Origin of the sequence: Helicobacter sp. MIT 00-7814, assembly GCF_003364115.1 — a bacterium.
Taxonomy (GTDB): domain Bacteria; phylum Campylobacterota; class Campylobacteria; order Campylobacterales; family Helicobacteraceae; genus Helicobacter_F.
Genome location: NZ_NXLL01000003.1, coordinates 59,471 through 77,959, shown reverse-complemented (window position 1 = coordinate 77,959; position 18,489 = coordinate 59,471). Strand labels below are relative to the sequence as shown.

The following is an 18,489-nucleotide window of genomic DNA, read 5'->3' as shown; positions in this document are numbered from 1 at the left end:
TAAAAACTGAAAATGTGTAAAAAAGTAAAATAAAATTTAAACTTTATGCAAAATATTTTATAAAATATTTACTTTCTGCATTATAATGCGCGAGATTTTTTGGAATTTGTTTTTTGGAGGAGTTAATGGAGACTTTAGCTGATTTAGGAAGCCTAGCGCAGGCAAGTAGCGCAATTTGGGAGCAAAACTACAATCCCTTTGACAATATCTTTATAAGCGCGCTTGTGGCGGCTGTGCCGATTATCTTTTTCTTTGTGTGCCTTGTGGGTTTTAAGCTTAAAGGCTATAGCGCGGCGTTTTTGTCCGTGGTTTTGGCAAGTTTGGTGGCAGTTTTTGCCTATGATATGCCGATTTTAAAAGTCCTCTATAGCCTGCTTTATGGTGTGCTTTTTGGGCTTTATCCCATTGGTTGGATTATTATCGCCGCGATTTTCCTCTACAAGCTCACGGTGAAATCTGGCTATTTTGATATTTTGCGAGAATCTATCATCACAATAACGCCTGATATGCGCTTGCAGGTGATTCTCATCGCATTTTGCTTTGGCGCGTTTTTGGAAGGGACAATCGGCTTTGGCGGTCCTGTGGCAATTACCGCCGCACTTCTTGTAGGAATGGGGATTAAGCCCATTCAAGCAGCCGGGCTTTGCTTGATTGCCAACCTTCCGCCTGCGACTTTTGGCGCGGTTGGGATTCCGGTTACCGCGCTTGCAAATTTGGTGCAAGTTGATGCGCTCAAAATTTCCACAATGTCGGCTATTATGCTTGCACCTTTTTCATTTTGCATTCCCTTTTTGCTTGTGTTTTTGCTAAGCGGATTTAAGGGCGTTAGGGAAAGCGCACCTGCGTGCTTTGTGGCTGGATTTAGTTTTATTAGTGCGAAAATCATCACAGCGTCATTTTTTGGTCCAGAATTGCCAGATATTACCGCGGGCATCGTGTCTATCACCGCGCTTGGCGCATTTTTGAAAGTTTGGAAGCCAAAAAACATTATGCTTGCTGAAAATAAAAGCGTGCAGGGCGTTGATTCAAAAATCGCGCAAGATTCACTAGATTCCAAAGTTTTGATAGAATCACTCAACGCGCCAAAACCACGCACCATAAGCGTAAAGCAGACTTTATTAAGTGGCGCGCCTTTTGGGATTCTCATTTTTATCATTGTCATTTGGACGCAGGATTGGTTTAATGCGCTCTTTGCAAGTGGCGGGGCGCTAGAGTTTTTGACGCTGAAATTTAACTTTAAAGAGCTAAGCGAAATCTATCAAGTTGCGCCAATTGTCGCAGAATCAAAGGCAGTAAAATCGCTTTTTGAGATTCCACTTATAAACAGCGTTGGGAGCGCGATTTTCCTTGCTGCGCTTTGCACCGCTATGATTTTAAAGATTAAGCCAAAGGTCGCGCTTAGCGCATTTAGCGAGACTTTTAAGGAAATGTATCTTGCGGTGGTGACGATTTGCCTTGTGCTAGCCTTTGCCTATGTGTCAAACTACAGCGGGATTTCGGCTACATTGGCACTTGCGCTTTCAAAAACAGGGGAAAGCTTTATATTCTTTTCGCCCATTGTGGGCTGGCTTGGCGTGGTTTTGACAGGAAGTGTGACAAGCTCAAATGTGCTTTTTGGCTCGCTTCAGCAGCTCACCGCCGGACAGCTTGGCATTAATGAAGTGCTTTTGCTCTCTGCAAATGCCATAGGTGGCGCGACAGGGAAAATGATTTCTTTGCAAAGCATCGCAGTGGCGGCTTCTGTCGTGGGGCTTGTGGGGAAAGAGGCACAAGTACTCGGCTACACGCTCAAATACTCGCTAATCCTCGCGCTTGGTAGCGGTGTAGCTTGCCTTATCACAGCATTTGCGTTTCCGTTTATTGTTCCGTGAGGTCAAAAGATTCTGATGACGCATAAAAATTTGCTTTGCAAATTTTTAGAGATCTTGCAGTGCAAAATCTCGGTTTGCGCTTACGAGCGGATTATTTAGAATCTTTCCCAAAGCACAATTCTCAACTCTTATGCTTTTTTGCGCAGTTTTTGCGAAATTTTGCTAGAATGTCGCGTTAATTTGCCTTGAAAAAGCTTAGGCTAAAGGAGAAATGAGAATGAAACATTGTATTTATGCTGTGCTTTTATGCGTCTTTGCAAGTGCGCTAATGGCTGAGAATAAAGAAGCGCGCAATGAGCTTAATAAGGGAAATGTAAAGCGTGCGTTGCAACTTTTTGCGCAAAGCTGTGATAATGGCGATGTGCCTTCATGCTATGAGCTTGGGATTTTGTATAGCAATGGTGAAAATATCAAGCAGGATTATCATAAAAGCGTGAGTTATTATGAAAGCGCGTGCAGTGCGGGATATTTGCCAGCGTGCAATAATTTGGGCGTTTTGTTTTTCCAAGGTTTGGGCGTGAGACAGGATTACCAAAGAAGTTTAGAGTTATACGATATGTCTTGCCAGAGGGGCAATGCAGATGCGTGCAACAATCTAGGTGTAATGTTTGAAAACGGCTATGGAATCGAGAAAAAAGATCCCGTGCAAGCAGGGCTTTACTACACTGATGCCTGCATTGGCAAAAGTCCTAAGGGCTGCTACAATCTCGCAGTTTTGGCGATGGAGGGCAAAGGCGTGAAAAAGGACAAAAGCATGGGAAAAGAATATTTTGGGCTTTCTTGTGACTTTGGCTATCAGCCCGGCTGTGATAAATACAAACAGCTCAATCTCAAATAATCTAGCGCGAGGGAAAGTATGAAAATAGCAAAAATCCTAATTTTTGGCGCGTTAATCGTGCTTCTAGGCGCGTGTAATAAAGACTTGCAAAAAACTTCACAGCTCGCAGATGATAGCTCTAAAAATTACGAATCTCCACAGCTTGCACAAGCTATTAAAGCGCTCAAAGAAACTTGCGCGAGCGGAAATATCGAGGATTGCTACAAAATCGGCGCGTTGTATGCAAAGGGTGAGCGTGGCGCGCATTGGTATTCTAAAGCCTCGTATTATTACAAAATCGCTTGCGAGCAGGGGCATTTGCTTGCCTGCACGCATCTTGGTGGGCTGTATGAAGAGGGCTTGGGCGTGAGACAAAGCTTTCAAGTTGCGTTTAGATTCTATCAAGCGGCATGTTCTAAAGGCGAGGCGGATTCTTGTAATAATCTCGCGCGTATGGTAGAGCGGGGCATACTTGTGAGTAAAGATGTCGCTTATGCGGCAAGCTTATATGAAAAGGCTTGCATTGGCGGAAGTGCCACAGCGTGTGTGAATCTAGGCAGAATGTATTATAAGGGTAGGGGAGTTGGGAAAAACAAGCTTACCGCAAAAAGCTTCTTTGGGCAAAGCTGCGATATGGGCTTGCAAGAAGGTTGCGAAATGTATAAAAGTTTGGATTAATCCATGCAAAACGCGCACAACGCCATTTATCCTAGCTTAGAGCAAATCTTACAAATCCCAAATCTTAACACCTATAAGCGCGTGCCTATCGCAAGAGAGCTTTTTTCTGACTTTTTGACGCCCATTGAAGCGCTTAGAATCTTAAAAGCGCACTCAAAGCATGTGTTTTTGTTAGAAAGTGTCGAGGATAGGGAGCGCTGGGGGCGTTGGAGCTTTTTAGGATTTGAGCCCAGCTTAGAGATTGTGTGCAAAAATTGGGATATTTCTATTAAGGATTTTCAAGGAGTTGAGCAGTTTAGTGGCGAGCCAAAAAAGGCGATTGAAGAGATTTTAGCGCGTTATAAAAGCCCAAAAATAGAGGGTTTGCCGCCTTTAAGCGGTGGGCTTGTGGGGTATTTTTCTTATGAATATATTCGCTATGTGGAATCACGCCTTGATTTTAACGCACAAAATAGCGAGTTTAACGATGTGGATTTGATGCTTTTTGATACGCTTCTTGCGTTTGATAATTTCAAGCAAAAAATCGTGCTTATCACAAATATCGAGCTTGAAAATTTAGAATCTAGCTATGCGCAAGGCGTGGAAAAGCTAGATTCTCTACGCACGCTTTTGCATAGTGGGGAAAAATGCGAGATTGCGCCTTTAGAGCTTTCTAATGAGCTAAAAGCGGACTTCAGCAAAGAGCAGTTCTCTCAAATGGTGGAAAAGGCAAAGGAATACATAAAAGAGGGCGATATTTTTCAAGTTGTGCTTTCAAATCCACTGCGCGCAAAGGCGCAAGGCAGCCTTTTTGACGCGTATAGAATCTTGCGCGTTTCTAGCCCTTCGCCTTATATGTTTTATTTTTGTAGCGATGATATTGAGCTTGCCGGAGCTTCGCCTGAAACGCTTGTAAAGCTAGAAAACACCAAACTTTACACTTATCCGCTGGCTGGCTCGCGTCCGCGTGGGAGTGATGAAGCGGAGGATAAGCGCCTTGAGCAGGAATTGCTAAATGATGAAAAAGAGCTTGCAGAGCATAATATGCTTGTGGATTTGGGGCGCAATGATCTTGGGAAAATCGCGCAGATTGGGAGCGTGAAGGTGGAAAAATATATGGGAATCCAGCGCAATTCTCACATTATGCATATTGGCTCGACTATCAGCGCGCAAATTGCAGAGGGTAAAAATGCCCTAGATTCAATCGCGGCGATTTTGCCTGCTGGCACGCTTAGCGGTGCGCCAAAAATCCGCGCGTGTGAGATTATCCATGAGCTTGAGGGAAGCGAGCGCGGGATTTATGGCGGGGCGATTGGGTATCTTGACTTTTCGGGGAATATGGATACTTGCATTGCCATTAGATTAATGTATAAAAAAGGCGAAAATCTCTGTATTCGTTCAGGTGCGGGCATTGTAATAGAAAGCCAGTCGGAGAAAGAATTTGAAGAATGTCAAAACAAAGCAAAAGCCGTGCTAAATGCCGCTAAGATGGCGCAAGATGGTATAGACTAGAGAGGGGATAGATTAGATTTTTTTGCAAATTTAATGCAAAGCGCGTGCTTTTAATCCATTCAGAATCTACTACTAGAATCCACAAAAAGGAAGCCTAAATGATACTTTTAATCGATAATTACGACAGCTTTTCCTACAATCTCTACCAGCTTTTGGGCTCTTTTGGCGTGGAGATTGAAGTCGTGCGCAATGATGCGCTAAACACGCAAGAAATAATCGCGCTCAAGCCCTCTCTCATCGTGCTTTCACCGGGTCCTGGCAAGCCAGAAGATGCGGGCGTTTGCATTGAGGTAGTTAAAGAGCTTGGCGCGCAGATTCCCATTTTTGGCGTGTGTTTGGGACATCAGGCTATTGTGTGCGCCTTTGGCGGGAAAGTCAGCTATGCAAAAAGCATCATGCATGGCAAAACTTCGCTTGTGAGCCTTGATACGACTTCGCGCCTTTTTGTGGGATTTCCAGATTCTATGCAGGTGGCGCGCTATCACTCGCTTTGCGCCATTCCCCCACTTCCGCAATGCCTTAAAATTACCGCTAGCACGAGTGATGGCGAGATTATGGCGATAGAGCATGAGAGCTATCCTATCTTTGGTGTGCAGTTTCACCCAGAATCTATCCTCACGCCCATGGGTGAAAAGATGATACAAAATCTCTTGCGCCTTTGCAAGGTGTAGATTCCCATACTTTTTAAAGCCTATAATTTTTGAAAAATCCTGCAAGGAGTGCCTTTGCGCGTTGGTGTAAAAACTTCTCTCAAACTCGCAATATTTGGAATCTGCGCATTTTGTGTGGGCTATTTTTTCTATAAATTTTTTTATGTAGATTCTCTGCTTGGCGACTTTCGCACTTCGCGCGATCCTTTTGTGCGCGATTACAGCAAGGTTTTGCTAGATAGAAATGGCGAGCTTCTAAGCGTGTTTTTAAACCAAAACGAGCAGTGGCATTTAAAAGCCAGCGCGCCAATCCCGCATAAGCTTAAAGTCGCGGTGCTAGAATATGAGGACAAGCGCTTTTTTTCGCATATCGGGGTGGATTTTTTGGCGATTGCGCGCACGCTAAGGAATAATTTTTCACGCACTAGGCGCGCGGGTGCGAGCACTATTACCATGCAGGTGGCAAAGTTTCTTAACAATAAACCCCGCACTTACAAAAACAAAATCGATGAAATCATCTACGCCACGCGCCTTGAGTGGCTGTATAGCAAAGATGAGATTTTAGAGCTGTATCTTAACAACGCCTCTTATGGGCGCAATTTGCTCGGATTTTCTAGTGCGTTGCTTTTTTACTTTGGCTTGCAGCCTCACCAGATGGAAAATCTCACTTGGGCGCAGGCAGCGCTTTTAGCGGTTTTGCCAAATGCGCCCGGGCTCATTAACCTTGAAAAAAACCCTCACACGCTCAAAATAAAGCGCGATGCGTTATTAGAGCGCTTGCATAAAAAGGGGCATTTTGACGCGCAGATTCTCCACCTCGCGCAAAATGAGCCTATTCCTTCAAAGTTCATCCCGCGCACAAATTTAGCCCCGCACCTCGCCCTGCGACTTTTTAAGGATTCTCACACTCATACGCTTATAAGTAGCGTTGATAAGCAAATCCAAAATCGCTTCGAATCGCGCGCGAAGCAGTATGCTAAACGCCTGCAAAATGAGGGGATCGCAAATCTTAGTGCGCTTCTTGTTGATACGCAAAGTAAGGAAGTGCTTGCATATGTGGGCTCGCAGGATTTTTTTGATATGGAAAATTATGGGCAAATTGATGGAATCCAAGCCTATCGCAGTCCGGGCTCAACGCTCAAACCCCTGCTGTATGGGCTTAGCATTGACGAGGGGCTTTTGCACCCTTACTCAAAGCTTGTAGATATTCCGCTTTTTTTTGGCGCATTTGCCCCGCAAAATGCCTCAAAGCGCTACCACGGGCTTATAAGCGCGCAAAATGCACTCGCCCAGTCGCTCAATGTCCCTTTCGTGCATTTGTTGCAGGAATATGGCTATGAGAAGTTTTTTTTCACGCTTAAAGGAATTTTAGGCTTTAGCGATGAAAATTACGCGCGCTATGGGTTGTCTCTAATCCTTGGGACAAAGGAGCTTAGCGTGGAAGATATCGCCACGATTTACCTAGGGTTGGGGAATTATGGGTTGTTTGAAAAGATTTCTTATTTTCCGCGCAATTTAGAGAATCTGCCGAGTTCGCAAGTGTCGCAAAATATTCACTCAGCGCAAAACACAAGCAATCCCGCGAGGCGTTTTTTGAGTGAAGGCGCGGCGTATCTCACGCTCGCAGGATTAGAGCGCGTAGAGCGCGTGGGGTTGGAAAATTTCCATAAAGATAAAAAAATCTTTGCATGGAAAAGTGGCACGAGCTATGGCCGGAAGGATGCGTGGGCGGCTGGGACTTCACCAAAATATACGCTTGTGGTGTGGGTGGGAAATTTCACAGGTGAGCCAAATAGCAATCTCTTTGGTGCAAAATCCGCTGGAGGCTTGCTTTTTGAGCTTTTGGGTGAGCTAGAGGGGTTGGATTCTGACTTTGTGCCAAAGGGGCTAAAGCCTATTGTGCTAGATTCTCCCACAGGCTATGCGCTAAGTGATGAGCTAAAAGAGCTAGGTGTGGAATCTCTAAACGCGCTGTATCCGATAGATTCCGCGCCTTTACGCGTTTCGCCATTTTTGCAAAGTGTGTGGGTGGATATGGAAGGCAATGAGGTAAATTCGCTAGATCCAAACTTCCTGCAGGCGCGCAAAATCGCACGGCTCAATCTGCCAATAAGTGTGCTAAATTACTATAATTTGCAAAATATCAATTTGCAGGCGCATCTGCGCTCTAAGCCCACGCGTGCGCTTAGGATTCTCTATCCTAGCAATGGGCTTAAAATCATCGAGCCAATCGACTTTGAGGGCAAGCAAAAGCTCATCATTCGCCTTGCAAATCTTAGGAAGCAAAAGTTTTTTCTCTATATAGATTCTCAATTTTTCCCTCAATCTTCAGATACCACGACAATTGAAAGCACGCTAGAAGCGGGCATACATAATATCTATGTCGTGGGAGAAGATGGCAGTGAAGATTCTGTGAGCTTTGAAATCGTGCGTTAATTTGCTGTCCTAAATCTTAGAATCTCACACATACTCCCCATACACGCCAGCAAGGTAACTAGAGAGATGCGCTAGCACATCGTCCCATTTGCCCATTTCGCTTTGTGTGAATCCCAACAGATTCTCATACCACGAGGTATTTACGCCATTTTCATAGCGCCAATCATAGCGCTTGTGAAGTAAAATAAGCGTGCTTTTCCCCATGCTCGCGCTCAAATGCGCCAAGGCTGTGTCAATGCTTATCACCAAATCCATACGCTCCAAAATCTGCCTCGTGTCTAAAAAATCGCCCATTTGCTCACAACAATCAGTAAGTATAAATTCCTCGCACACTTCTTTTTCTACGCTAACTTTTGAGAGTGAAAAAAGCGCAACCTTTTTTTCATTCCCAAAGCACGCGCGCAAAGTCGCAAAAAGCGCCTTTGGATCGATATTTTTTAGCTTCACTTCGCTAAACCCAGAATTACTCTCACAGCACACGCCAATCTTTAGCACTTCAGGCTTGCGCCCATAAATTTCCTCATCGCTTCCCCGTGCAAGCGCGCGCCTAAGCATTGTTTGATATGCCAAGTAGTTTGCATTTGCGCTGATTTGCTTTTGCGTCTCTATCCCAAGCGCTAAGGGCAAGGACAGCAGGGAAATGCTTATATCAATGCGTTCAAAAATGCTTTCAGATTCTATAAAACTCGTGCAAACCTTAATAGGCGCAAGGCTCGCACCCTCTGTGGTATGAAAATCTTGTATATTGAAATCTTGTATATTGAAATCTTGCACATTCAAATCTTGCGTGCTAAAAATATCAGCAAAAAGCCTTTTTAGCGGTTCTTGCACGAGGAAAATAATTTCTTTCGCATAAACTTGCAAAGGCTTCAAAAACCGCGCAAACATAATGCAATCACCAAAACCCTGCTCATAATGCACGCACACGACCTTATTTTTAAAGCTTTGTCTATCCTCTTTGCCCGCATTCCATAGATTTGGCAGACTTAAAGGCAACATATTTTCAAACTTTTTTCGCATCTCATATAGCGCGAAACCCTCGCTAAAATGGTGATTTTTCAGCAAAAAATGCGCGTAATTAGTAAAAAACTCCACCCTTTGAGAATCTAGCTCTATAGCGCGCTCAAAATACTGCTTCACACGCGCAAAGTCCGCATTTGTATAGCCTAGCACATTCGCATAGTTAAAGAAAAAGTCCGCGTCATTGCTAAAATGTGGTTGCAGATTCTCAAAAATTTCGAGTGCTTGCGAAAAATAACCAAGCTTTGTGTAAATGCTAGCCAGATTCAGCCCAGCATGGGAAAATCCGCGCTTGTATGCCTCCTCATAAAGCTCAATCGCTTCAGAAAAATGCTCCAAGCGCACCTGCGCATTTGCAAGATTAAACATCACACCCAAATCATTTGGGCTAAGGCGCAGGGCGGTGGTGTAGTGCGACACGGATTCTATAGGCATGGACGCGTCAATGTAGGATTTTGCAAGATTAAAATGTAAGGTCGCATTTTCGCGTAGCAGGGGCATTTCCTCTAGCGCAAGGTGCAGGATTTTCACAGATTCTAAAGGTGCGTTATTTCTGCGAAAAGATTCTGCCAAATTTAGCCACAAAGCCTCGCACAATCCCCACGCTAGCTGGAATTCTTGAAGCAATGCGTTATCATTATTGAGTTCTTGCGTATCTAGGTTTTGCATTTGTTTTTGAGAATCTCGCAAACGCGCGCGCGCAAGGCTAAGCCCCTGCTCGAAATACTCTTGCGCCCGCCCAAAGTCCTTGAGTTGTAACATCACAAGCCCAGCGAGATTCCAGCTTTGTATATCCTCGGGGTATTGGCTTAAAATCTCCACGCACAGCTCCACGCACGCGCCATACTCGCCAGCCTCAAGACTTTGCGCGCAAAGCTGCTTCTTGCGCTCCAACTCATTTTGCCAAAGATCGATTAATTCCATAAAATCATGCCTTGTGGATTTTATGTTTGATTAAGCAAAATCCGCTCCAAGTTTGAAAAGGGGTTTTGGTTGTCCTACGCGTTTAATTTTCAATCCACGCGATAGTGCGCGCCTTTGCTTTTTTGGCGTTTTAGGGCGGACTGCACGATGTTGCGCGCGACAAGGAGTCGGAGCTTTAGCATGCGTCCGATGTTTGATTCTAACATTACCTCAATCCCGCCAAGCGCGCTATTTAGGCTATCTTTGCTTCGTATAACGCCAACTTTTTGCCACATAATCTCGCGCAGCAAGTCCCTTAGGCGCATATCACCTTCTTTTTCTAGCGCTTCGTCTAAAAGCGGAAAATGGCGCGTGGGGTTAGCGCGCGTGGAGTTAAGGATTTCAAGCGCGGCGCTTTTACCAAACACAAGCCCTTCTAGCAAAGAGTTTGACGCAAGGCGATTAGCCCCATGCACGCCATTATAGGCACATTCACCAATTGCATAGAGATTTTTTACCCCTTTTACACGCGCGCTCATATCTGTCAAAATCCCGCCCATGCAGTAGTGAAATGCCGGCGAAATAGGCACAAGCTCATGGGGTATATCAAGCCTGCACGCGCTTAGTTCCCTGTAAATATTTGGAAATCTTTTCTTAAAAGTCTCGCCCTTAAAAGCGCTCAAATCCAAAAATGCCCTTTCATTATTTTTCGTGCAATAATCCACAATCGCGCGTGCCACGATGTCACGCGGGGCGAGCTCGCCTCTTTTGTCGTATTCAAACAAAAAGCGCTTGCCTTGAGAATCTATCACTTTCCCGCCTTCGCCCCTCACAGCCTCGCTGATAAGGAGCTTGCGCGCGCTTTTTGCCTCGACATAGACGGTTGGGTGGAATTGCAACATTTCCATATTTGCCAGCTCCAAGCCATGCTCTAAAATAATGCCTTGTAAGTCGCTACTTATCGTATAAGCGTTTGTATGGTATTTGAAAAGCCCGCCAACACCGCCACTTGCGATAACGACATGATTGCTATAAATTTGCACCATGCCTTTTTTTGTTTCGACATTTACACCATAGCACACATCATCTTCTAAGAGCAAATCCACCACGCGCGCGCTTTTCCAAAGTGTGTGCTGCAAGGAATGTATCAAAAATGTATGCAATACTCTACCTGTGCCATCGCCCCCAGCATGCACGATCCTAGGCAGGCTGTGTCCGCCTTCCTGCGTGTAGGCAAGCGCGCCATTTGGCTCTCTATCAAGCGCTAATCCAGAATCCACAAGCTCTTGCAAAATCTTTAAACTCTCTTCGCTTAACTTTTGCACGCTTTGAGTATCATTAAGCTCGCTTCCGGCTAAAATCGTATCCTTCACATGAGAGGCTATATCATTAGTATCGCGCGCCACGCTAATGCCACCTTGCGCGTAGAAAGTATTGCATTCCCACGGCTCACTTTTGCACAAAATTAGCACTTTTAGATTCTTAGGCAAATGCTTCGCGCAATACAGCCCCGCCACGCCTGCACCGATAATTATCACATCATAATGCAATGCCATAATTTAAGTCCTTAAAAATTAATATCCCTAAAATGCGTCCTCATCTTCTTGCGCCACCTCTGGCTGAATGCTCTCAATCTGCGAAGAGCTCGTAGGCGCATCATTTGACTCCTCGCTATAATAGGGCTTGTTTTTATACCCGCACGCGCTCATGCACACCACAAGGGCGAGCAAATATGCTATCATTACGCCATGAAAAACATGAAAAAATCGAGTCATATTATCTCCATATTAAAGCGCAAATCGGAGTTTTCCGCGCTTGCTGTTTATGATGAAATAACGCTTTTTAAAGCCGCGTATCTCACGCCACATTTAAAAAATGCGCTAGATTTTATTTATTACAAAGATGAGATTCTCTTTTTTGTCGCCAAGCACCCAGCTTTTTGTCAAGAGTTTAATTATACCGCTAAAGGAATAATAAATGCCTTGCAAAGCTATCCGGATAAATTCCCCACATTAAGCAAGCTAAAAGACGCCAAAGCCTTTGTCTCGCGCAAATATAAAAAGCCTCTGCCTTCTTTTTGCCAAGATTTTGCACCCAAAAAGCCCGCCCAAGCTACTTTCAAAGAACACGCGCAAGGTGATTTTGTCAATCATTGCAAAGATTCTAAACTTAGCGCGATTTTTGAGCGCATAAGAGAATCCATCAAAAATGCCAACTAAAAAGCGCCAAAAAGGGCGTATTAAAAGATTTTTTGTATAATGCCCGCTTTGATTTTGCCAAAAATTAGGAGAATGCGATGTTAGTTACCCCGCGCACGCTAAGTGGTTTTAAGGATAGGCTACCACAGGAGGCTATGGCGAAAAATACCTTGCTTAATCGAGTGAGCGAGGTTTTTTTGAAATTTGGCTTTATGCCGATTGAAACGCCACATATCGAGTATGCGGATATTTTGGTAAAGCAGGGAAGTGAGGAGATTCAAAAAGAGCTTTATCGCTTTAATGATCGCGGTGGGCGCGATATTGCGTTGCGTTTTGATTTGACCGTGCCACTAGCGCGCTTTATTTCACAATACCAAAATGAGCTAGAGCTTCCTTTTAAGCGCTATGCAATCGGCAGTGTTTTCCGCGGGGAGCGCGCGCAAAAGGGGCGCTATAGGGAATTTACGCAATGTGATTTTGACTTTATCGGAAGCGAGTCGCTTTCTTGTGATGCGGAGATTTTGCAGGTGATTTATGCCGCGCTTGTTAATCTTGGCATTGATGAATTTAGCATTTGGCTTAATCATCGCAAGATTCTAAATGGTATTTGCAAGCACTTTGGAATCTCTGAAGCTAAGATGATAAATGCTGTCCTACGCGCGATTGATAAGCTTGATAAAATCGGTGTTGAAGGCGTGATAAATGAGCTAAATTCTGAAGTTGGCATTACAAAAGAAAAGGCGCAAGAAATTTTGCAATACACAAGCATTAAGCAAAATGGCGCTGGAGAGGAATTTTTTAAAAGCATTGCGTATTTGAAAGAATGGAATGATGAATTAAAAGAAGGCATTGAAGATTTGGAGATGCTGTATAAGATTCTCGCGCCTTTGCAAATGGATAAAGACTGCTATCGTGTGAATTTTTCTATCGCGCGCGGGCTTGGGTATTACACAGGTATTGTGTATGAAACGGTGCTAAATACGCTTCCTAGCATCGGAAGTGTGTGCTCTGGCGGGCGGTATGATAACCTCACAAAAACTTTTTCAAAGCAAAAAATGAGCGGTGTGGGCGCGTCTATTGGCGTGGATAGATTGCTTGCTGCGATGAAAGAGCTCAATCTCATCGGAGGGAAATCCACTTCCGCGCGCGCGTTGCTCGTATGTATGGATAAGGAATATTTGGGCTATGTGCATGCTTTGGCAGAATCTTTCCGCCGCTCTGGCATTGCGATTGAAATTTACCCTGATATTGTGAAGCTCAAAAAGCCCTTTAGCTACGCAGATACGCTCGGGCATGAGTTTGTGTTGGTGATTGGAGAGAGTGAATTTAAGGCAAAAAGCGTCACGCTCAAAAATATGACAAGCGGTATGCAAATGGAGGATATTAGTTTTTTAAAGGCATTAGAATTGCTTAAAGAGGATTAAGCAAAAACTTAAAATGTAAGGGTAAAATGCTAGCTTAAACCCTAAAAGGATTAGCGATGAATACAGATTCTAAAAGCGCGCCAAAAACGCGCACAAAAAATACACGCCTACAAAAAACTAACGCGACAAATAATCCCGCGCGCAAAGTTCCCCTTCCAACGCAAAATGAATGGAATCTAAAAGCTTTATTCCCTTCTCAAAAGCACGCCCAAAGCGCGTGCAATAAGCTTCAAAATGACTGCAAAGCCTTTAATAAAAAATTTTGTAACAAGCTAGATTCTATCCCGCCAGCGCAGTTTGAGGCCATTATCAAAGAATATGAGAATCTTTGCGAGCAAACAGGGCGCATTCTCACTTATGCGTTTTTAATTTTCGCGCAAGATACGAGCAAAGGCGCGCTGTATGCTGACTTTGAAGAGCGCGCACAAAAGGCGCATAACGACTTGCTTTTTTTTGAATTAGAGATTGCGAGATTTAGCGATTCTTTGCGTGGAGAAATCGCCAAAAGCGCGCCACGCTATGCTTTCTACTTGCAAAAACTAGGCGTGCATGCAAAGCATACGCTCACGCTCAAAGAAGAGCAGATTCTGCTAAAAACCTCGCCCATTGCGTGTGAAGGCTTTGCGCGCTTGTTTGATGAGCATTTAGCGCAAATGCGCTTTAAATTTGGCAAAAAGCAAATAAGCGAGGAAGAAATACTTTCTTTATTGCATAATAGCGAGCGTAAAACTCGCAAAAGTGCGCAAAAAAGCTTCACAAAGGGTTTAAACAAATCGCGCCATTTGCTAACCTATATCCTTAATGTCGTGCGTAAAGATGTCGCGCTTGAAAAAGAACTGCGCGGGTATCCAAGGAGCGAGAGCGCGCGCCATCTCTCAAACTCTATCTCGCAAAAAAGCGTGGATAAGCTCATCGAAGTGGTGAATGCAAATTTTGGCGTGGTGCAAAAATATTACAGCCACAAAGCGCGTCTGCTTGGGATTAAAGAGCTTAAAGATTACGACAGATACGCACCGCTAGAGTTTAAAAAGCAAAGTAAAGCTACGAATCTGCCCTATAATGAAGCGCTAAAGCTTGTGCTAGAAGCATTTGATGAGTTTAGCCCGATTTTTGGCAAAATCGCAAGAGAGGCGATTAAAAATGGTTGGGTAGATTCTCATCCTAAGCCAAATAAGCGAGGCGGGGCGTTTAGTCATGGTTGTGTGCCAAGCGCACACCCATTTGTGTTATTAAATTACACAAACTCAAGGCGCGATGCTTTCACAATCGCGCATGAGTTCGGGCATATGGTGCATCAAGAGCTTAGTAAAAAAGTCGGCTATCTCAATATGGACACACCGCTTACCACCGCAGAAACCGCGTCTGTGTTTGCTGAAATGCTTCTTTTTGATAGATTGAAGCAAACACTTAGCAAAGAGGAATTGTTACCACTTTATACCGGCAAGTTAGAAGATGTGTTTTCAACGCTTTTCCGCCAAATTGTGATGACAAACTTTGAGCGCGCAATCCATAGCGCACAAGGCGAGTTGAGCTCGCAGGAATTTGATAGAATTTGGTTTGAAGAGAATAAAAAAATGTTTGGAGATTCTCTCAAACTTACCAAAAATTACGATTCGTGGTGGAGCTATATCCCGCATTTTATTCACTCACCATTTTACTGCTATGCGTATTCTTATGGGCAGTTGCTCGTGCTAGCACTTTTTGGCTTATACAAAAAGGCGCAAAGCAAGCAGGAGAGGGAAAAATTTATCAAAACTTATATTGAGTTCCTTTCTCTTGGCGGGAGCAAAAGTCCAAAAGATTTGATTAAAAAATTTGGGTTTAATATCGAAGATTCTGAATTTTGGGCGCTTGGTATGAATGAAGTGTATAAGTTATTTAGCGAGTTTGAGGAATTACTCTAAAGGTGCGTAAATGGTGTTAAAAAATCCACAACTTCAAAAACTTCTCATAAAGCACGCAAAGGAGATTCTCGCGCTTTTGGTGCAGGAGGGTATTTCTTTTAGTATTTTGTGCGATATTTCAAAGACGCATTTTGATCCGAGTTTGCCAGAAGATATTGCAAAAGATATTGATGAGCTTAGCCTTTTTGTGCTTGCGGGCTACACTTTTGAGAGCATCGAGTTTGAGACGCATTGCATTAGCTTTGAGGCGGGCTTTGGCTCGCAAAATTTTGGCAGTGTAGTAAGCATTGAGTATGAAGGAGTTGTGCAGATTCTCTTGCAAGATCCACAGCTTTTGCAAGAAGTCTCGCTTTTTGTCAATGTGGGCAATTCTAAGCTTTACAACAAGCTAGAAACCAGCGAGGAGGAGATAGAGGAGGGCTTGGAGCATTCTTTTTTAGCGCTTGCATCAAACCCAGCAAATTTCCACCTTTTAAAGGATAGCGATGAATAAAATTTATGTTGAGCTTTTTCGCTTTGAAGCGGGCAGGGACTATTTGCCATATTATCAAAAGCTAGAAGTTGCGCAATCTTCGCTTTTTTGCCTTAGTGATTTGCTGAAATTTTTTCAAGCAAATCAAGCGCATGGCGCGGACTTTGCTTTGGAGCAAAACTTTGCGCCCATATTTACAAGTGCGCAGGAGAATCTTACGCAAAAAGGCGCTTGTTTAGATGGTGATTTTCCAGCTAGCGATTTTCTAGGTATAGATTCTCAAATCCCAGCTTTTCGCATTAATGGCAAGGCGTTTTTTAAAGATTGCGCGCTTTCTAGCGTTGTGGCGGAATTTGGCAGGGAATTAGTGTGCGAGCCATTAAGCATAAAATACGCGCTGAAAGACTTTTCGCTTAATTATGATGCGTTGCTTCCTAAGTATAAAGAATTTTTTCAAAAGTTTTCATTTATAGAGGAAAAGCACGCCACACAAGCGCTTTTGCCATTTTTGAAATATAATTTTACCAGCGCACAGGAAAATATCGAAAATGAGAAATGTGATGAATATTTGGGCGATGGATTTTTCTACTATGTGTGGCATTTGTGCAAGCTCTATAAGGCGCAAAGCCACGCGCTGATAGAGTATATCGCCACGCATAAAAATGGCTTGCTAAACTTTGCCAAAACTGCAGATAATGCGCCCATTAGTGAGGCGATTTTTAGCCTTATGGCGCAGTATTTTAAAGCCAAAAAGTGTTGTTTTTTAAAATGCTGTTTTTTTAAAAAAACCCTTCATCTGCCACTTAATGAATCACGCTTGCTAAATGATACGCTAGGCACAAATCCTGCAAGCGCGTATAGTGCGGATTCTCAAATATTGCTTTTTAGCGCGTATGCGCGCGGGCTTCAAACGCCTCAATTTAAAACATTGCAAAAAAATGCGCAATTACTTTTAAAAGGCTTCAAGCTTCTTGCTAACCCCCCAAAACTGCGCGCTTATAAAGGTGCTAGGCAGAATTTGCGGGATTTAGAGCGTGCATTTTTTGATATGGCATATAATCTTGCGCTTGCCCAAAAGTACAATGCACTGCTTGTGTTTATCGAGGAGGACGCGTATTTGTGGGCGCTAAGCGTGCAAAGGGAATTGCGAGAATCTGACAATTCTCTTTTTGCATTACTTGAAAAGCAAGGCGTGGAGTTTCACGCGCCTAAAATGCAGGAAAATCAAATCGCGCTTTTAGATTCTTTGCTTGAAAATTCCACTTTGAATCTAAATGCCCAAAAAGGCGCATTTTTAAGCGCTAATCCTGCTACTTCTTTTTCATTTACAAAGCGTGCAAATATGCCAGCGCCAGCAAATTTCGCCACCATGCAGGATAAAAACTTAGCGCAAAAATGCTTTAGCAAGCAATTGCTTGACTTAGAAAATCTCGGCATTGATTACATTGCCACTTCGTCGCTTAGCTGGCTTAATGGCTTGAAAAATGCGCAAAAAAGCCTGCCGCAAGATTATGCCAAGATTCCTATCATTAGCCACCTTGAGCTATATTTGCGCGCGTTAGATTCTTAAAAATCAAAGCCCTAAAGGAGCAAGCTTACAATGAAATTGTTTTTGAAATTTTTCACTGCGGCACTTGTGGGCGCGCTGTGGTTTCACTTTGGCGGGAGCGATCCATCGATGGCGCTTGTGTTTTTTATGATTGTGCTGGGCGTGATGTTTATGAAGCCAATCCAATACCAAGATCCCCAAAGGCGCGAACAATATATGCAGAAAATCCGCGAGAGCAGGGAACGCAAGCTGATGATAGAAAAAGAGCGCTTAGAAGAGAAAAAGCGCGCTAAACAAACCGCACGCGAGCAAGAAGAGCGCTTACGAAGAGATTTTGAAAATAAAATTAATAAAAAGATATAAGAACCAAATTTTGCTGATGAAGCTTAAAGAAACTTGTGAATCTCTGAAAAATTTATAACTATACCCCCCCCCTTGCATCAAGCGCGCGATTGAGCGTTTTAGCCAAGTCTCGCTCTAAGTCGGGATTGAGCTTTTTCAAATCCTCATCAACCTGCAAAATCAACTCTGTAGAGACATTTTTATGCACCACCAGCGCGAAAAGAAAAGCCTTTTTCTTATAATCGCTCAAATCCATAGAATCATACTCATCAAAAAACATATTGACAGCCTTTTGCAATTGCTGCGGCGTGCTTTTTTGATTATCCAAAATCGCCATGATAGAATCAATCGTATGCGTTGTGCTCTTTTCCTCCATTGCGGTTTGCGTGTGCTTTTTGGGCGAAGGACCGAAAAAATAAAGCAACACAATGAGCATAATCAAAATCGTAGAAAAAAAACTCACTAATATAAAAAATGCCTGTGGCGAGAGATTTTCCATTGCTACACCTTTGGAGATTTTCAAAGCTTTCATTATAGCCTAAAATTTTTTTAAAGTCTAAATTTCAAGCGCAAAATTGCAGAATCTTAAACCTCAAACAACGCGAGAAAGTAAGATTTTTACTTCATTGTCACTATAATTTTCCAATTATGAGAATGCTTCTAAAAAATGTTACTTTTTATCTAATTTTCAAAAAATTTTGAGAAAAAAGTGAAAAATTAAGCTTCGTTTTTTT

Annotated in this window: 16 protein-coding genes; 12 read left to right on the top strand and 4 right to left on the bottom strand. The window is 43.4% G+C overall.

What is annotated here, in order from left to right; all coding sequences use genetic code 11:
• Positions 1–125: 125 nt before the first annotated feature.
• The 6 genes from CQA49_RS01715 to pbpC all read left to right on the top strand — a co-directional run bounded on the left by CQA49_RS01715 (position 126) and on the right by pbpC (position 7,943).
• Positions 126–1,871, top strand: coding sequence for an L-lactate permease (locus tag CQA49_RS01715; protein ID WP_115574238.1), 1,746 nt, complete (start codon positions 126–128; stop codon positions 1,869–1,871).
• Between the two features lie 217 nt (positions 1,872–2,088).
• Positions 2,089–2,709, top strand: coding sequence for a tetratricopeptide repeat protein (locus tag CQA49_RS01710; protein ID WP_258864151.1), 621 nt, complete (start codon positions 2,089–2,091; stop codon positions 2,707–2,709).
• Positions 2,710–2,727: 18 nt separating this feature from the next.
• Positions 2,728–3,366: a tetratricopeptide repeat protein gene (locus tag CQA49_RS01705; protein WP_115574236.1), complete on the top strand. Its 639-nt coding sequence runs from the start codon at positions 2,728–2,730 to the stop codon at positions 3,364–3,366.
• 3 nt (positions 3,367–3,369) lie between these two features.
• Positions 3,370–4,857 carry an anthranilate synthase component I family protein gene (locus tag CQA49_RS01700; protein WP_115574235.1) on the top strand — a complete coding sequence of 496 codons (1,488 nt, stop codon included), beginning with the start codon at positions 3,370–3,372 and terminating at the stop codon, positions 4,855–4,857.
• A gap of 98 nt (positions 4,858–4,955) precedes the next feature.
• Complete coding sequence (locus CQA49_RS01695) at positions 4,956–5,528, top strand: aminodeoxychorismate/anthranilate synthase component II (protein ID WP_115574234.1); 573 nt, start codon at positions 4,956–4,958, stop codon at positions 5,526–5,528.
• 54 nt (positions 5,529–5,582) lie between these two features.
• The gene (gene pbpC / locus CQA49_RS01690) at positions 5,583–7,943 is read left to right on the top strand and encodes a penicillin-binding protein 1C (RefSeq protein WP_115574233.1); all 2,361 of its coding nucleotides are present in this window, start codon (positions 5,583–5,585) and stop codon (positions 7,941–7,943) included.
• A 24-nt stretch (positions 7,944–7,967) separates the two neighbouring features.
• Here pbpC and CQA49_RS01685 read toward each other — a convergent pair whose 3' ends face one another.
• From CQA49_RS01685 to CQA49_RS01675, 3 genes are all read right to left on the bottom strand, one after another.
• Complete coding sequence (locus tag CQA49_RS01685; RefSeq protein WP_115574232.1) at positions 7,968–9,887, bottom strand: tetratricopeptide repeat protein; 1,920 nt, start codon at positions 9,885–9,887, stop codon at positions 7,968–7,970.
• Positions 9,888–9,976: 89 nt separating this feature from the next.
• Positions 9,977–11,422: an L-aspartate oxidase gene (gene nadB, locus CQA49_RS01680; RefSeq protein ID WP_115574231.1), complete on the bottom strand. Its 1,446-nt coding sequence runs from the start codon at positions 11,420–11,422 to the stop codon at positions 9,977–9,979.
• A 27-nt stretch (positions 11,423–11,449) separates the two neighbouring features.
• Positions 11,450–11,641, bottom strand: a complete 192-nt coding sequence (locus CQA49_RS01675; RefSeq protein ID WP_115574230.1) for a hypothetical protein — start codon at positions 11,639–11,641, stop codon at positions 11,450–11,452.
• Here CQA49_RS01675 and CQA49_RS01670 point away from each other — a divergent pair.
• The 6 genes from CQA49_RS01670 (at position 11,624) to CQA49_RS01645 (ending at position 17,776) form a co-directional block, all read left to right on the top strand.
• Positions 11,624–12,085 (top strand): hypothetical protein, encoded by a 462-nt coding sequence (locus tag CQA49_RS01670; protein WP_115574229.1) that lies wholly within the window; start codon positions 11,624–11,626, stop codon positions 12,083–12,085. The genes CQA49_RS01675 and CQA49_RS01670 overlap by 18 nt on opposite strands.
• A gap of 77 nt (positions 12,086–12,162) precedes the next feature.
• The gene (gene hisS / locus CQA49_RS01665) at positions 12,163–13,488 is read left to right on the top strand and encodes a histidine--tRNA ligase (protein WP_115574228.1); all 1,326 of its coding nucleotides are present in this window, start codon (positions 12,163–12,165) and stop codon (positions 13,486–13,488) included.
• Between the two features lie 56 nt (positions 13,489–13,544).
• Positions 13,545–15,392 (top strand): M3 family oligoendopeptidase, encoded by a 1,848-nt coding sequence (locus CQA49_RS01660; RefSeq protein WP_115574227.1) that lies wholly within the window; start codon positions 13,545–13,547, stop codon positions 15,390–15,392.
• A 10-nt stretch (positions 15,393–15,402) separates the two neighbouring features.
• Positions 15,403–15,885 (top strand): hypothetical protein, encoded by a 483-nt coding sequence (locus tag CQA49_RS01655; protein WP_115574226.1) that lies wholly within the window; start codon positions 15,403–15,405, stop codon positions 15,883–15,885.
• Positions 15,878–17,434, top strand: a complete 1,557-nt coding sequence (locus CQA49_RS01650; RefSeq protein WP_115574225.1) for a DUF5644 domain-containing protein — start codon at positions 15,878–15,880, stop codon at positions 17,432–17,434. Before CQA49_RS01655 ends, CQA49_RS01650 begins: the two co-directional genes overlap by 8 nt.
• A 30-nt stretch (positions 17,435–17,464) precedes the next feature.
• Positions 17,465–17,776, top strand: coding sequence for a hypothetical protein (locus CQA49_RS01645; RefSeq protein ID WP_115574224.1), 312 nt, complete (start codon positions 17,465–17,467; stop codon positions 17,774–17,776).
• A gap of 58 nt (positions 17,777–17,834) precedes the next feature.
• Here the strand turns inward: CQA49_RS01645 and CQA49_RS01640 are convergent, their stop codons facing one another.
• The gene (locus CQA49_RS01640) at positions 17,835–18,254 is read right to left on the bottom strand and encodes a hypothetical protein (RefSeq protein WP_115574223.1); all 420 of its coding nucleotides are present in this window, start codon (positions 18,252–18,254) and stop codon (positions 17,835–17,837) included.
• Between the last annotated feature and the right edge of the window lie 235 nt (positions 18,255–18,489).